This window comes from Janthinobacterium sp. GW822-FHT07H10, assembly GCF_058798675.1.
Genome location: NZ_JBXAKS010000001.1, coordinates 233,288 through 247,664 on the forward strand (window position 1 = coordinate 233,288; position 14,377 = coordinate 247,664).

At 62.6% G+C, this 14,377-nt stretch carries 17 protein-coding genes; 11 read left to right on the forward strand and 6 right to left on the reverse strand.

Translation table 11 applies throughout. From position 1 onward, the window contains the following. Positions 1-29 precede the first annotated feature (29 nt). The 6 genes from recA to AC1RDJ_RS01090 all read left to right on the forward strand — a co-directional run bounded on the left by recA (position 30) and on the right by AC1RDJ_RS01090 (position 5,782). Positions 30-1,136: a recombinase RecA gene (gene recA / locus AC1RDJ_RS01065; RefSeq protein WP_071321836.1), complete on the forward strand. Its 1,107-nt coding sequence runs from the start codon at positions 30-32 to the stop codon at positions 1,134-1,136. 254 nt (positions 1,137-1,390) lie between these two features. Further along, positions 1,391-1,846 (forward strand): recombination regulator RecX, encoded by a 456-nt coding sequence (recX, locus tag AC1RDJ_RS01070; protein WP_071321837.1) that lies wholly within the window; start codon positions 1,391-1,393, stop codon positions 1,844-1,846. A gap of 404 nt (positions 1,847-2,250) precedes the next feature. After that, a complete protein-coding gene (locus tag AC1RDJ_RS01075) occupies positions 2,251-2,961 on the forward strand; it encodes a DUF2889 domain-containing protein (protein WP_335589257.1) in 711 nt (236 codons plus the stop codon). Between the two features lie 78 nt (positions 2,962-3,039). Then, positions 3,040-4,209 carry an ADP-forming succinate--CoA ligase subunit beta gene (sucC, locus tag AC1RDJ_RS01080; RefSeq protein ID WP_071321838.1) on the forward strand — a complete coding sequence of 390 codons (1,170 nt, stop codon included), beginning with the start codon at positions 3,040-3,042 and terminating at the stop codon, positions 4,207-4,209. A 13-nt stretch (positions 4,210-4,222) separates the two neighbouring features. After that, positions 4,223-5,104: a succinate--CoA ligase subunit alpha gene (sucD, locus tag AC1RDJ_RS01085; RefSeq protein WP_034746085.1), complete on the forward strand. Its 882-nt coding sequence runs from the start codon at positions 4,223-4,225 to the stop codon at positions 5,102-5,104. Positions 5,105-5,317: 213 nt separating this feature from the next. Further along, complete coding sequence (locus tag AC1RDJ_RS01090) at positions 5,318-5,782, forward strand: pilin (RefSeq protein WP_083411585.1); 465 nt, start codon at positions 5,318-5,320, stop codon at positions 5,780-5,782. Positions 5,783-5,803: 21 nt separating this feature from the next. Here AC1RDJ_RS01090 and AC1RDJ_RS01095 read toward each other — a convergent pair whose 3' ends face one another. Then, positions 5,804-6,526: a flagellar brake protein gene (locus AC1RDJ_RS01095; protein WP_071321840.1), complete on the reverse strand. Its 723-nt coding sequence runs from the start codon at positions 6,524-6,526 to the stop codon at positions 5,804-5,806. Between the two features lie 162 nt (positions 6,527-6,688). Between AC1RDJ_RS01095 and AC1RDJ_RS01100 the strand changes: the two genes are divergently transcribed. Beyond that, positions 6,689-7,066, forward strand: coding sequence for a DUF6713 family protein (locus AC1RDJ_RS01100; protein ID WP_071321841.1), 378 nt, complete (start codon positions 6,689-6,691; stop codon positions 7,064-7,066). 17 nt (positions 7,067-7,083) lie between these two features. Here the strand turns inward: AC1RDJ_RS01100 and moaC are convergent, their stop codons facing one another. After that, complete coding sequence (gene moaC, locus AC1RDJ_RS01105; protein ID WP_493026272.1) at positions 7,084-7,590, reverse strand: cyclic pyranopterin monophosphate synthase MoaC; 507 nt, start codon at positions 7,588-7,590, stop codon at positions 7,084-7,086. 191 nt (positions 7,591-7,781) lie between these two features. On the opposite strand from moaC, the gene AC1RDJ_RS01110 reads away from it, so the two are divergent. Beyond that, positions 7,782-9,368: a M48 family metallopeptidase gene (locus tag AC1RDJ_RS01110; protein WP_493026555.1), complete on the forward strand. Its 1,587-nt coding sequence runs from the start codon at positions 7,782-7,784 to the stop codon at positions 9,366-9,368. 3 nt (positions 9,369-9,371) lie between these two features. On the opposite strand, the gene AC1RDJ_RS01115 is transcribed toward AC1RDJ_RS01110, so the two are convergent. The 4 genes from AC1RDJ_RS01115 to AC1RDJ_RS01130 all read right to left on the reverse strand — a co-directional run bounded on the left by AC1RDJ_RS01115 (position 9,372) and on the right by AC1RDJ_RS01130 (position 11,669). Then, entirely contained in the window at positions 9,372-9,962 is a 591-nt protein-coding gene (locus tag AC1RDJ_RS01115) for a DUF2946 family protein (RefSeq protein ID WP_493026273.1), read from the reverse strand. Beyond that, the gene (locus AC1RDJ_RS01120; protein WP_493026274.1) at positions 9,955-10,968 is read right to left on the reverse strand and encodes a YheT family hydrolase; all 1,014 of its coding nucleotides are present in this window, start codon (positions 10,966-10,968) and stop codon (positions 9,955-9,957) included. Before AC1RDJ_RS01120 ends, AC1RDJ_RS01115 begins: the two co-directional genes overlap by 8 nt. A 10-nt stretch (positions 10,969-10,978) precedes the next feature. Further along, a complete protein-coding gene (locus tag AC1RDJ_RS01125) occupies positions 10,979-11,404 on the reverse strand; it encodes a YybH family protein (protein WP_071321845.1) in 426 nt (141 codons plus the stop codon). Positions 11,405-11,474: 70 nt separating this feature from the next. Beyond that, positions 11,475-11,669, reverse strand: a complete 195-nt coding sequence (locus AC1RDJ_RS01130) for a zinc-finger domain-containing protein (RefSeq protein WP_071326184.1) — start codon at positions 11,667-11,669, stop codon at positions 11,475-11,477. 258 nt (positions 11,670-11,927) lie between these two features. Between AC1RDJ_RS01130 and AC1RDJ_RS01135 the strand changes: the two genes are divergently transcribed. The 3 genes from AC1RDJ_RS01135 to AC1RDJ_RS01145 all read left to right on the forward strand — a co-directional run bounded on the left by AC1RDJ_RS01135 (position 11,928) and on the right by AC1RDJ_RS01145 (position 14,294). Continuing rightward, complete coding sequence (locus AC1RDJ_RS01135) at positions 11,928-12,662, forward strand: AzlC family ABC transporter permease (RefSeq protein WP_493026275.1); 735 nt, start codon at positions 11,928-11,930, stop codon at positions 12,660-12,662. Beyond that, positions 12,655-13,005 carry an AzlD domain-containing protein gene (locus AC1RDJ_RS01140; protein ID WP_071321847.1) on the forward strand — a complete coding sequence of 117 codons (351 nt, stop codon included), beginning with the start codon at positions 12,655-12,657 and terminating at the stop codon, positions 13,003-13,005. The genes AC1RDJ_RS01135 and AC1RDJ_RS01140 overlap by 8 nt, the downstream gene beginning before the upstream one ends. Positions 13,006-13,082: 77 nt before the next feature. After that, the gene (locus AC1RDJ_RS01145; RefSeq protein WP_493026276.1) at positions 13,083-14,294 is read left to right on the forward strand and encodes a phosphoglycerate kinase; all 1,212 of its coding nucleotides are present in this window, start codon (positions 13,083-13,085) and stop codon (positions 14,292-14,294) included. Positions 14,295-14,377 lie beyond the last annotated feature (83 nt).

Genomic DNA, 14,377 nt, shown 5'->3' on the forward strand with positions numbered 1-14,377 from the left:
CCACGCGCTCACCCAGGCTGAAAGAACATATGGACGATAAAAAAGCTGTAGTACCCGCATCGGAAAAAGCCAAGGCGCTCGCCGCCGCACTGGCGCAGATCGAGAAGCAGTTTGGCAAAGGTTCGGTCATGCGCATGGATGCCAGCGCACCGATCGAAGAAGTGCAAGTCGTGTCGACCGGTTCGCTCGGGCTGGATATCGCGCTGGGCGTCGGTGGCTTGCCGCGCGGCCGCGTGGTGGAAATCTACGGTCCGGAATCGTCGGGTAAAACCACCTTGACCCTGCAAACCATTGCAGAAATGCAAAAATTGGGCGGCACCTGCGCCTTTATCGATGCCGAGCACGCGCTCGACGTCGGCTATGCGCAAAAACTGGGTGTAAACCTGCATGAATTGCTGATCTCGCAACCGGATACGGGCGAGCAGGCGCTGGAAATCTGCGACGCCCTCGTGCGTTCGGGCAGCGTCGACCTGGTGGTCATCGACTCCGTGGCCGCACTGACGCCACGCGCCGAGATCGAAGGCGACATGGGCGATTCCCTGCCGGGCCTGCAAGCGCGTCTGATGTCGCAAGCGCTGCGTAAATTGACCGGTTCCATCAACCGCACGAACACCCTGGTCATCTTCATCAACCAGATCCGCATGAAGATCGGCGTGATGTTCGGCAGCCCGGAAACGACCACCGGCGGCAATGCGCTGAAATTCTACGCTTCCGTGCGCCTGGACATCCGCCGTACCGGCTCGATCAAGTCCGGCGATGAAGTGATCGGCAACGAAACCAAGGTCAAGGTCGTCAAGAACAAGATCGCGCCGCCATTCAAGGAAGCGCACTTCGACATCCTGTACGGCGCCGGCACCTCGCGCGAAGGCGAAATCCTCGACCTGGGTTCGGATGCCAAGATCGTGGAAAAATCCGGTTCGTGGTACAGCTATAACGGCGAACGCATCGGCCAGGGCAAGGACAACGCCCGCGCCTTCCTGCAAGAGCGTCCGGCACTGGCACGCGAGATCGAAAACAAGGTCCGCGCATCGCTGGGCGTACGTGAACTGCCGCCGCTGGCCGCTGAAAAGCCGGAAAAAGCGGATAAAGCCGCCGACAAGGCGGCCAAGGCTGCGGAAGCGAAAGCGGCCGAGTAAACAGGCAACTCAGCAGGCAATTTAGCCGGCAACTCAGCAGGAAAATTGGCCTGCAGGCCAGTTGCCGCGGCAGGGTCCGCTTTCGGGCTGGTCCTGCCGCAGCAGGATGGCGGCCCCTTGCGCCGCAAGCTTGCCGGGCAAAAGATCTACAATGAATGCCGCCTCGCGCCCGTGCGCCAGGCGGCATTTGTATTTTGGCGGTATGTTTGACGCTATATCTGTGGTGTTGATGTGATGGACGATAGGGTGGAATGATGGCAGCGGTACAGTTGAGCCTGAAGGGCAGGGCGCTACGCTTCCTGTCGATGCGTGAACACAGCCGCATGGAATTGCGGCGCAAGCTGCAGCGCCATGCGCAGGAAGGCGACGATGTGGAAGCCTTGCTCGACAGCCTGGAGCAGGCCAACTGGCTGTCGCAGGAACGTTTTTCCGAGTCGCTGATCCATCGCCGCTCGGCGCGCTTTGGCAACAGCCGCATCATGGCCGAGCTGCAAAGCCATGGCATCGGCGGCGAGGCGCTGCAAGAGCTCAAGGCCGGGCTGGCCGAAGGCGAGGTGGCGCGTGCCTGCGAGGTGTGGCGCCGCAAGTTTGGTGTAGTGGCGCAGGATGCCGAGCAGCGCAGCAAGCAGATGCGCTTCCTGATGCAGCGCGGTTTTTCCCAGCGCGCCGTGCAGGTGGCCTTGAAAGGCCTGGAGCCCGAGGACGACTAGCCGAACCGACGTGGTTCGCACGGCGCGCGCATCGCACCTTGCGGCGTCGCCCCCCGCTCCGGTCCGCCGCTCGCATGCTGACCGGCGGGCCGGTCTCCGCTGTGTTCCATCTGCAACAGTCACGGTCCTGTCTGTGCCGGCGCTGGCGGGCCGGTGCCGCCGCGTATCATTATCTTCCTGCCAATGCCGTTTGCCTTGCCCATCCGCTGGTCGGATGGCGGCGTATTGTTGCACTGCGCATCGTTCGTCGGGCCAGCCCAGCCGCCTGCCGGGGCGACGGGCCTGTTTGGCGCGGCGCATGGCGAGATCGGGCCATATCTATCATCACCATACGTGATAACAGCGTCAATTTCCATGTGAATTCTTTATGCTTTGAAATGTTTTTATCAAAGCAATGAAAAATTATGTTGCGGCGCAACCGGCGTCCAGTGTGCTACACTTTTAGGGTTTTTGCGGCGCCGCAGGTGCGGTTGCTGTTCGTAGAAGCTGCGAACGGCGTGCTTTATGCACATGGCTGCTTACTAAATTATGGCCGCGCAAGCGGCATCGGTCTTATGCCCCTGTCAACTCCCGTATCCCGGCGCGCCCTACGGCACTCCCGCGTTATCGACGTCCAAGCGTATCTGCGCGACGACGGCCTGTGGGATATTGACGCCCGTATCACCGATATCAAAAGCTATGACGCGACCCTGGCCTCCGGCCCCCGTCCCGCCGGCGCCCCCCTGCATGACCTCCATTTACGCATTACCGTCGATCGCGAACTGACCATTGTCGAGGCCGAAGCTGCCTCCGATGCCGTGCCGTATCCCGGTTTTTGCGATACCATCGGCCCCGCCTACAGGGCGCTGATCGGTCTGAATCTATTGAAGAATTTCCGCCGCGACTTGAAACAGCGCCTGGCGGGAATCGCCGGCTGTACCCATTTGACCGAACTGGCGCAAGTCTTGCCGACTGCAACGGTTCAGGCATTTGCCGGCGATGTCTGGTCGACCCGTGACGGTGCGAATGCTGACTTGTCGCATGAAAAGCCGTTTCAACTCGACAAATGCCACGCCCTGCGCACCGATGGCGGGGCAGTTGCACAGTATTACCCGCGCTGGGTAGCCAAGGCGTGACCCCGGCGCTCTGTTTTTCCTGTTTTTTTTGCACCACTAACCGTATTTTTACAAATCAGTATCAGAAGGGAAGCCAGCATGAAAATCCATGAGTATCAAGCCAAAGAAATCCTCCGGCAGCACGGAGTGACGGTACCACGCGGTATTCCGTGCATGTCCGTCGACGAAGCCGTCAAGGCTGCGGAAACCCTGGGCGGTCCGGTATGGGTCGTCAAGGCGCAGATCCACGCAGGTGGCCGCGGCAAGGGCGGCGGCGTGAAAGTGGCAAAATCGATCGAACAGGTCAAGGAATACGCCGACCAGATCATGGGCATGCAGCTGATCACGCACCAGACCAGCGCCGAAGGCCAGAAAGTCAACCGCCTGCTGGTGGAAGAAGGCGCCGACATCAAACAGGAACTGTACGTTTCGCTGGTCACCGACCGCGTCACCCAGAAAATCGTCCTGATGGCTTCGTCCGAAGGCGGCATGGACATCGAAGAAGTGGCCGAGAGCCACCCTGAGAAGATCCACCACGTCACCATCGATCCGGGCGTAGGCCTGACCGATGCCCAGGCAGACGACATCGCCGCCAAGATCGGCGTGCCTGCCGGTTCCATCGCCGACGCCCGCGTCAACCTGCAAGGCCTGTACAAAGCGTACTGGGAAACCGATTGCTCGCTGGCCGAAATCAACCCGCTGATCGTCACCGGCAGCGGCAAAGTCATCGCCCTGGACGCCAAGTTCAACTTTGACCCGAACGCCCTGTTCCGTCATCCGGAAATCGTCGCCCTGCGCGATCTGGACGAAGAAGATCCAGCTGAAATCGAAGCGTCGAAATTCGACCTGGCCTACATCTCGCTCGACGGCAACATCGGTTGCCTGGTGAACGGCGCCGGCCTGGCCATGGCCACCATGGACACCATCAAGCTGTTCGGCGGCGAGCCAGCCAACTTCCTGGACGTCGGCGGCGGCGCCACGGCAGAAAAAGTGACCGAAGCGTTCAAGATCATGCTGAAAAACCCAGGCCTGAAAGCTATCCTGGTGAACATTTTCGGCGGCATCATGCGTTGCGACGTGATCGCCGAAGGCGTCATCGCCGCGGTGAAAGCCGTTTCGCTGAACGTACCGCTGGTCGTGCGCATGAAGGGCACCAACGAAGACCTGGGCAAGAAGATGCTGGCCGATTCCGGTCTGCCTATCATCGCAGCCGACACCATGGAAGATGCAGCCAAGAGCGTCGTTGCCGCTGCTGCCGGTCAAGCTTAATTAAGGAATCAACATGTCCATTCTGATCAATAAAGATACCAAAGTCGTTACCCAAGGGATCACCGGCAAGACCGGCCAGTTCCACACCCGCGGTTGCCGCGACTACGCGAACGGCAAAGCTGCCTTCGTGGCAGGCGTGAACCCGAAGAAAGCCGGCGAAGACTTCGAAGGCATTCCTATTTTCGCTAACGTCACCGAAGCGAAAAAAGAAACTGGCGCCAACGTTTCCGTGATCTACGTACCGCCAGCAGGCGCGGCAGCGGCGATCTGGGAAGCTGTCGAAGCTGAAATGGATCTGGCCATTTGCATCACCGAAGGCATTCCTGTCCGTGACATGATGGCCCTGAAAGACCGCATGGCTAAAGCCAACAGCAAAACCTTGCTGCTGGGCCCTAACTGCCCAGGCTTGATCACGCCAGACGAAATCAAGATCGGCATCATGCCAGGCCACATCCACAAGAAGGGCCGTATCGGCGTGGTGTCGCGTTCGGGCACCCTGACCTATGAAGCAGTGGGTCAGCTGACCGCACTGGGCCTGGGCCAATCGTCGGCAGTCGGCATCGGCGGCGACCCGATCAACGGTCTGAAGCACATCGACATCATGAAGATGTTCAATGACGATCCAGATACCGACGCGGTCATCATGATCGGCGAAATCGGCGGTCCGGATGAAGCCAACGCGGCTTATTGGATCAAAGACAACATGAAAAAACCGGTCGTTGGCTTCATCGCTGGCGTGACCGCTCCTCCAGGCAAGCGCATGGGCCACGCCGGCGCGCTGATCTCGGGCGGTGCCGATACGGCACAAGCCAAGCTGGAAATCATGGAAGCTTGCGGCATCACCGTGACCAAGAACCCGTCGGAAATGGCGCGTCTGCTGAAAGCCATGCTGTAATTCCAGCCTGGTCGCCGCAGTACAAAAAAGGAGCTTCGGCTCCTTTTTTTTGTCTGTGCGCTACGGCGGATCGTGGCGCCGGGGGACGAAAAGCGCCCGATGGCGCCCAAATGCGTCGTTTTTCTTGCTTTCCTATCCCCTCCGCCCCATGCGCGCCGCTGGCATGGCGCTTGCACCGTGCAGGACATGAGCATCTGCACAAGGGAGGAAACGATGCGCGCGCAAAGCGGATTTACCCTGATAGAACTGATGATCGTCGTGGCCATCGCCGGCATCCTGGCGGCCGTGGCCATTCCCCAGTATGGCGACTACACGATGCGGGCCAAGGTCAGCAACGTGCTGGCCGCTGCCGCTCCGTTGAAGACGGCCGTGGCCCTGTGCGTGCAGGAAAATGGCGGCGCGGCAGCCATCTGCAGCACGCCCGCCGCCAACGTGCCCGGCGTCATCCCGCTATTCACGCCGACGCGCGAAGTGGCCAGCGCCAAGGTCACGACGGGCGATATCGAGCTGACCCTGGCTGGCGATCTGGGCAATGGCGTGGGTGGCAAGATCGTGAAAATGACCTTGACGCCGGGCAGCAGCAGCCTGACGTGGATGAACAGCACCACGGTGACGAATGGGGCGGCGATCGAGGCCATCCTGAAGAACAATCCGCCGCCACCGGCGGCAACGCTGTGAGCGCCGACTGCCTGGCCGCCATCAGACGATTTTTTGCCGGTCCGCGATCAGCGCTTCGTAGGTGAGGTTTTGCAGCAGCGTGTAATGGGTCGGTTCCAGGTCGATGAATTGCACGCCATACGTATAGATTTCGGGCGCGTCGGCCGCCTGGCCATGCGACGGCTTGCCGACGCTGACGTTCTGGATGCGGGCGCGCGTGTTGACGCGCATCTGGTGCTTGTTCGGCTGCACCAGCAGGGTAAAGCTCAGGGCCACGCCGTCGTCGTCGGGCGTGAGCATGCTGGGCGCCTCGATCAGCGCCCCGGAAACGCTGAGGTTGACGATGAACACGGGCACGGCCGCCACATCACGGTAGCTGAGCTGCGCGGGTATCTCCACCTTGACGCGCATCGCCGTGCGCAGGCTCGTGCCCTGTATGGTGTCGGGAAAGCTCAGGTGGACATAATTGAGGGGGCGGCCAAAGATGCGCAGCACGCTGCAGGAAAACGAACACACGGTAACGCCGGAAAACACGCGGATGGTCAGCTTGTCGCCCTCGTTGAGCATGATGGCGGCGCCGTTTTCCTGCGGAATCTTGACGATCAGATACTCATCCTTCACATAGCCGATCACGGTCGAGAAATGCTGGATGGGCTTGATGGTGCGGTGCGTGATGAACTGGATGCGCCCGCCCACCTGCAGATTCATGGCTTCGAATTCGAAGTCCTGGAGCTTGCTTTCCGCGGCGGGCTTGTTGCTTGTCATGCGCTACTCGTCTCAATGTGGTCGAATAGCAGTATGCATGATTTCTTAATGAAAAAGCATTTACATCAATAAAATCGGCATTGGCAACAAAAAATGCCGGGTGCCGTACCGCTACGCGCCGCAAGCTTTACAATTGCGTCAATATTGACGAATGTAAATCTTATGGCGCGCAGCTATTTCTGGACGATGTTGTTGCTGATCCTGCATCAGGTTGATGCGGCGTATTGGCGTGAATGGGAAATGTTTCATGTGCCGGGCGGCATACAGGGTTTCCTGGTATTCAACCTGGCGGCGATTGCTCTGGTGCTGGCCGGTTACCGCCACGTGTTGCTGGGCACCATGCAGGCACGGCGCTATGCGGCGGTGTGCGCCGCGCTGGGCGTGGGCACATTCCTGATCCACGCCGGCTTTGCGCTGGCGGGGCTGGAGCAATTCCACCTGCCGCTGTCGATCGCCATCCTCGTGCTGTGCCTGGGCAGCGCCGTGTGGCTGCTGTGCGACTTGCGCCGCCTCAAGGCGGCGCCGCCAGTGCCCGCCTGAAGCGGTGGCGCTGCGCCCTAGACCTTGGCGTGCCAGTCGCCCGACTTGCCGCCATGCTTTTCCAGCACGCGCACATTGGTCATGACCATGCCGCGGTCGACGGCCTTGCACATGTCGTAAATCGTCAGCAAGCCGATCTGCACGGAGGTCAGCGCTTCCATTTCCACGCCCGTCTTGCCCGTCGTGTCGACCTGGGCGCGGCAGTGCACGCTGTTGGCGGCGGCGTCGATGTCAAAGTCGACCGTCACGCGCGTGAGCGCCAGCGGGTGGCACAGGGGAATCAGGTCGCTGGTGCGCTTGGCGCCCATGATGGCGGCGATGCGGGCGATGCCCAGCACGTCGCCCTTCTTGGCGTTGCCGGAGATGATCAATGCCAGCGTCGCCGGCTGCATGCGGATGGTGCCGGCCGCCACGGCGCTGCGGCGCGTGTCTTCCTTGCTGCCCACGTCGACCATATGGGCCTGGCCCGTGGCGTCGAAATGGGTCAGTTCCCCGGCGGGGGCTTGCTTGTCTGCTGTTGTCATGGCGTCAAAAGTGGGTCAGGAAATGGGGGCGCGGCATGCCGTAAGGGAAAGCCGTGCCACAAGCATATCGCATGCCTGTCGCGCGGAAACGGCGTCGCGAACAAGGTATGATATCACCCGTGAATTCAAAAACTACCCTCCAGTCCGTACTTGAAAACGCCGGCGCGGCATTGCGGCGCCAGCCATGGCGCATGTCCGTGCTGGCCGCGTTATGGCTGGCTGCGCCCTGTGCGCTGGCGCAAACCTATACCTCGGCGCCAGCCGCCAGCACGGCTGCCAAGCCGGCCAGCGGCTGGACGCCGTCGGCCGTGCCGCCCGCGCCGAACCTGCCGAACCTGGGCGATACCTCGCGCGAAGACCTGTCGCCGGCGATGGAGCGCAAGATTGGCGAGGAAATCATGCGCGGCGTTCGCGGCGACCGCGATTACCTCGACGACGCCCCGCTGCTGGAATACCTGAACACCTTCGGCAACGCCCTCGTGGCGGCGCGGCCCAGCGTGCGCGGCGAAACGAATTACGATTATTTCTTCTTTGCCGTGCGCGATCCGCAATTGAACGCGTTCGCCTTGCCCGGCGGTTTCATCGGCGTGCACTCGGCCCTGCTGCTGGCCGCGCAAACGGAAGCGGAACTGGCGTCCGTGCTGTCGCACGAGATCGGCCACGTGGCGCAGCGCCATATCGCGCGCATGCTGGGGCAGCAGCGCCAGGATGCCCTGATGCCGCTGGCGGCCATGCTGCTGGCGGCGCTGGCGTCGCGCGCGGGCGGCGACGTGGCCATGGGCGTGTTTGCCGCCGGCCAGGGCCTGGCCATCCAGCGCCAGCTCAATTTCGGCCGCGACGCCGAACGCGAGGCGGACCGCATCGGTTTCCAGATCATGGGCGAGGCCGGTTTCGACACCACCGGCATGGTGGCCTTCTTCGGCCGCATGCAGGCGGCCAGCCGCTCGTACAGCGACCTGATGCCCGCCTACCTGCAGACGCATCCCCTGACCACCGAGCGCATCGCCGACATCCAGGCGCGCATCCGCGAGCAGCCGTACAAGCAGCGTCCGGACAGCCTGAATTTCCACCTGGCGCGCGCCCGTGCCCGCGTGCTGCAGGATGAAAGCGTGCAAGGCCTGTTGAATGCCAGGGCCGTCTTCAAGACGCAGCTGGAGCAGCAAAGCCGCTTCCAGGTAACGGCCGCCCACTATGGCTTGTCTTATGTGGCCGTCAAGCAAGGTAATCCGGTCGAGGCGCAGAAGGAGCTCGACGCGGCCAATGCGGCCCTGCACCAGCCGGTCGGGCCGAATGTGTTTACCTCGGGCGGCACGCAGGGTCCCAATTCGCTGCTGGCGGCGATGGGGCTGGAAGTGCTGCTGATGCCGGCGCAGAAGAAGGAGGTGGCGCAACAGGCTCTGAAGGCGGCGGACGCGGCGCGCCAGCAGTTTCCCCTCTCGCGCGGCATCGCGCGCCAGTATGCGGAAGCGCTGATGGCCGCCGGCAAGCTGGAACAGGCGACCCTGTACCTGCGCGACCAGGTGCAGCTCTACAAGGAAGAGCCGGAACTGTACGATTTGCTGGCGAAAGTGTATGCGGACCAGGGCAAGATGACCTTGCAGCACATGGCGCTGGCCGAATCCTATGTGCTGCAGGGCGCCACCATGGCCGCGCTGGACCAGCTGACGATTGCCCGCAAGTCCACCGACGCGACCTTTTATGACCAGGCCGTGATCGATGCGCGCGAGCGGGAATTGCAGGAAAAGCGCCGCGAACAGCTGAAGGAGCAGAAGGGCTAGCCCCTATGCGGCTTGCGGCGCGCGCTGGAAGCCGAAGCTCTGCGGCACGGCGGCATGGCCCAGCGGCTGCACGGCAATCTCCTTGCCGTCATGTAACAAGGTCAGCTTGCCTTGTCCCCCTTCCAGCCAGGCCAGCAGGGCGTCGTCGCCGAGCGCCTGGCCATCGAGGCGCAGCGCGGGCAGCACCTGCGCCATGTCGCGGTCATCCACCTGCGCCACGATGGCGCCATGGCGCAGGATCAGGGCGCCGTTGTCGCACAGCCAGGCTGCATCGATGGCCGCCAGCGGCGCGCCCGTCTGCAAGACAAAACCATGTTGCGGATCGCTGCGGGCGATGTAGGGCGTCGCTTCCAGGTTCAGGTAGACGCGCTGCGGACCGTTCTGGAAAAACCAGCAGCCGCGCTCGTCATGGTCGTAATTGCGGTTGATAAACCCCAGCAGCGCCGCGTGGGCGATCTTGTCGCCCGGTAGTTGCTGTTGCTGCGCATGCTGGTCGCGCATGCGCCAGTTGCCGCGCGCGTCCAGCCCCAGCCAGCCGTAGCAGTGGGGCACGTTCGGCCATTTGGCCAGGGCCTGCTTGACGAGATCATCCATGTAAGGCGTTTTCTGTTGAAGTGCGCAAGCCGTCAGCGTGACAGTTTTGCGGCGAAGACGGCGCCCCGCTGCCGCCTTCAAAAAAGGACAGCAGGCGCTGCGGCAGCCAGTCTATGCTGCCAGGCAATTTCCCGACGGCAAAGCCCACGTGGCCGCCATGGCGCGGATAGTCGAGCGTGACCTTGGGCGCGGCGCTGGCAGGCAGGAAGCGCCCGGGCAGGAAGGGGTCGTTCTGCGCGTTGAGCACGAGGGTCGGCACGGTGATGTCCTGCAAGACGTGTTTCGCGCTGGCGCGATGCCAGTAATCGTCGGCGTCGCGGTAGCCGTGCAGCGGCGCCGTGACGACATTGTCGAACGCGTGCAGGTCGCGCGCGGCCAGCATGGCGTCGCGTGGGAACAGGCCGGGAAACTGCTCGAGCTTGGCCAGGCATTTGGGTTTCAGGGTGTTCAGGAACATGCGCGTGTAGAGCCGGTTGAGACCCGCGGACAGGGCCTTGCCGCCCTGCGCCAGATCCAGCGGGGCGGACACGGCCGCGGCCGCGTCGACGAAGTCCGCCTGGTGCTGCGACTGGCCCAGCCAGCACAGCAGGGCGTTGCCGCCCAGCGAGACGCCGGCCGCGTAAAACTTGCCGCTGGCGCGCGGTCGCAGTGCGCGCAAGACCCAGTCCACTTCCTGCGCGTCGCCGGAATGGTAAAAACGCGGCGCCAGGTTCGCTTCGCCCGAGCAGCCGCGAAAATGCGGCACGGCGCCCGACCAGCCGCGCGCGGCCACTTCGGCCATCATGGCGCGCGCGTAATGGCTGCCGGAGGAGCCTTCCAGGCCATGGAACAGCACGACGAAGGGCTGGCCCGGCTGGCCATCGACCAGGTCGACGTCGACGAAATCGCCATCGGGCGCCTGCCAGCGTTCGCGGCGGAAGGGCACGGCAGGCTTGCTGATGCACAGGGCCGGATAAATCGTTTGCAAGTGGCCGCTGGGCAACCAGAATGGGGCGGTGTAAGTCATCGTTCAGAGATTAGTGCAGGATCTGCGCTCCCGCATGGTCCGCCGGTGCGCCGCCCGGCGCGATGGAGGCATGGTGCAGCACGATGCGCCAGCCGCGCGGCGTTTTCACATAGACATTGGTGGCCAGCAGGTGCGCCGGCCCGCCTTCCTCGGCGGTGACGCCTTCGATGACCGTGTGTACCGAGCTCATCAGATTGTGCGTTTCATGCAGCTGGGCCGGCACGATGTGCAGGCCGCCGCCGGCCAGGATGGCTTCCCAGGAAGCGCGGATGGCCGCATGGCCGATCAGGCGTGCGCCGCCCGGGTGGATGCAGACGATTTCTTCGTCGTCGGCCCATAGCGCCATCAGCGCTTCGAGGTCGGCGCGGTGCAAGGCATCGTAGAACGCCGCTTCGATTTCCGCGGCGCTGCCATTGAGTTCCTTCAGACGTTTCATGACGACTCCGGACTGATCGGTGCAGCTGTGCAAATGAAAACGGCGCGCTGGTGGCGCGCCGCTGGGCAGTTTAATGATGGCCGGCGCTGGCGCCTTCCTTCAGCGTGTAGGCGGTGCCGCAGTACGGGCACTTGGCGATGCCGCTCTTGTTGAATTCCAGGAACACGCGCGGATGCGACGACCACAGCGGCATGGCCGGGTTAGGGCAGTGGGCTGGCAGGTCTTTACTGTCGAGTTCGACCGCTGGCTGGGTGGTATTTGTCATCTTGTCATGCTCCGTGAGGCTGTATGGATGGAAGTCGGCTGCTGCCAAAAGCACGATTTTAACGGATTCAGGCAGACAGCAAAAATCATGGCTAAAATGGCGGCTCGACCCTCTTCGGCTGCGGCGCGGTTTTTTGCGGAAATATGGCGCCTGCAGCGCCACCATGACTGGATTTGCCTTGCCGGTATCGCCGTTGTCGCCCTTGTCGCTACGCACCATTGTTGTGCAGTTACCACACTCAGCCTGCCGGAGCGCCGCGTGAACGCGATCGCGGCCGCCCGCGATGACGCTCTGCTGAAAGACGCCTGGCATGCCGGCCTGAAACTGGGCGCGCCCAGCCTGCTGGGCATCGCGGCCTGGGGCATGGTGGTGGGCGTGGCCATGGTGAAGAGCGGCCTGACGGTGGCGCAGGCGGGCGCCATGACCCTGTTCGTCTTTGCCGGTTCGGCCCAGCTCGCGTCCTTGCCCCTGCTGGCCGCGCAGGCGCCCGTGTGGGTGATCTTTGCCACGGCCCTCGTCGTCAATTTGCGTTTTGTTATCTTTTCCGTGCTGCTGGCGCCCCATTTCGCCCATCTGCCGTGGCGCCAGCGTTTTGCGCTCGGCTATGTTTCCGGCGATATCACGGTGGGGCTGTTCCTGCAGCGCTACCGCGACGAGGCGCCGGCCCCGGCCAAGCTGCCCTTCCTCAAGGGCCTGATCTATCCCAACTGGCTGGCCTGGCAGATCGGTTCCTTCATCGGCATCGTGCTGGGTGCCGTTGTGCCGGCCGAATGGGGGCTGGGCTTTGCAGGGACGCTGGCGATCCTGTGCGTCACCGTGCCGCTGATCCAGAACCGCGCCGCCCTGTGCGGCGTGCTGGTGGCGGGCACGGTGGCCGTGCTTGCCTTCAGCCTGCCGTATAAGCTGGGCTTGCTGGTGGCCGTGCTGGTGGGCATGGTCAGCGCCATGGCCGTGGAAGAATTGACGGAAAAGTGGACAAAACGCCATGTTTGACAATATCGACTGGGGCAGCTTTGACGTGTGGCTGGCCATCGCCGTGCTGACGGTGGCCACGGCCGCCACGCGCAGCACCTTCTGGCTGGTCGGCCACCACATCACCATCCCGCGCCGCGTGGGCGAGATGCTGCGCTATGCGCCGGCCTGCGCGCTGGCGGCCATCATCGCGCCCGACATGCTGATGGAGGGGCAGCAGGTGCATCTGGAATTGTCCAATTTGAAACTCTTGTCGGGTATTGCCGCCACGATCTTTTTTGTGATTCGGCGCAATATGTTGCAAACCATCGTGTTTGGCATGCTGGTTTTCACGGGCTTGCGACTGTTGCACGTTTTTCAGTAAAGCAGGACAAATCGGCGATTTGGTCTGGTCATTGCGGTAAAATAGCGCACTTCCTTCCACTCGTCATCTGGATCGCCATGTCAGCTGTTCTCAACTTCATCCGTCTGCAAGATTTGATCGACCAAAATGCACTGCAAGGCAAGCGCGTGTTTATCCGCGCCGACCTGAACGTCCCGCAAGATGACAGTGGCAAGATCACCGAAGATACGCGCATCCGCGCCTCGGTGCCGGCCATCCGCGCCGCGCTGGACGCTGGCGCCGCCGTGATGGTGACGTCGCACCTGGGCCGTCCGACGGAAGGCGAGTTCAAGCCGGCCGACAGCCTGGCGCCCGTGGCCGCCCGCCTGTCCGAGTTGCTGGGCCAAGAAGTTGCATTGAAGCAAAATTGGATCGATGGCGCCGGCCTGGAGTCCTTGGCTGCCGGGCAAGTGGGCTTGCTGGAAAACGTGCGCGTGAACAAGGGCGAAAAGAAAAACAGCGATGAGCTGGCGCAAAAAATGGCCAAGCTGTGCGATATCTACGTCAATGACGCGTTCGGCACGGCCCACCGCGCGGAAGCGTCCACGCACGGCATCGCCAAGTTCGCGCCTGTCGCCTGCGCCGGCCCGCTGCTGGCGGCCGAACTCGATGCGCTGGGGAAAGCGTTGCACGCGCCGGCCCGGCCCTTGCTGGCGATTGTTGCTGGTTCGAAAGTATCGAGCAAGCTGACCATCCTGAAAGCCCTGTCCGACAAGGTCGATAACCTGATCGTCGGCGGCGGCATCGCCAACACCTTCATGAAGGCCGTTGGCTTGAATGTCGGCAAGTCGCTGGTGGAAGCGGAACTCGTCGAGGAAGCCCGTGCCATCATCGACATCATGGCCAAGCGCGGCGCGCAAGTGCCGATTCCCGTCGATGTCGTGTGCGCCAAGGAGTTCTCGCCAACGGCCGCCGCCACCGTCAAGGACGTGGCCGATGTGGCCGACGACGACATGATCCTCGATATCGGCCCGAAAACGGCTGCCCTGCTGGCGCAGCAGATCGCCGCTGCCGGCACCATCGTGTGGAACGGCCCCGTCGGCGTGTTCGAATTCGACCAGTTCGGCAACGGCACCAAGACCCTGGCGCTGGCCATTGCCGAATCGAAAGCATTCTCGATCGCCGGCGGTGGCGACACCTTGGCGGCGATTGCCAAATACGACATTACCGATCAAATCAGCTATATCTCGACGGGCGGCGGCGCCTTCCTGGAATTCCTGGAAGGTAAGACTTTGCCCGCCGTGGAAATTCTGATGCAGCGCGCTGCGTAAGGCGCAGCAGTTAGCCGTTCAGTACCAAGCGCAGCCTGACCGCTGCGCTTTTACCTTGCCGGATGTAACATCAAACCGGCCTT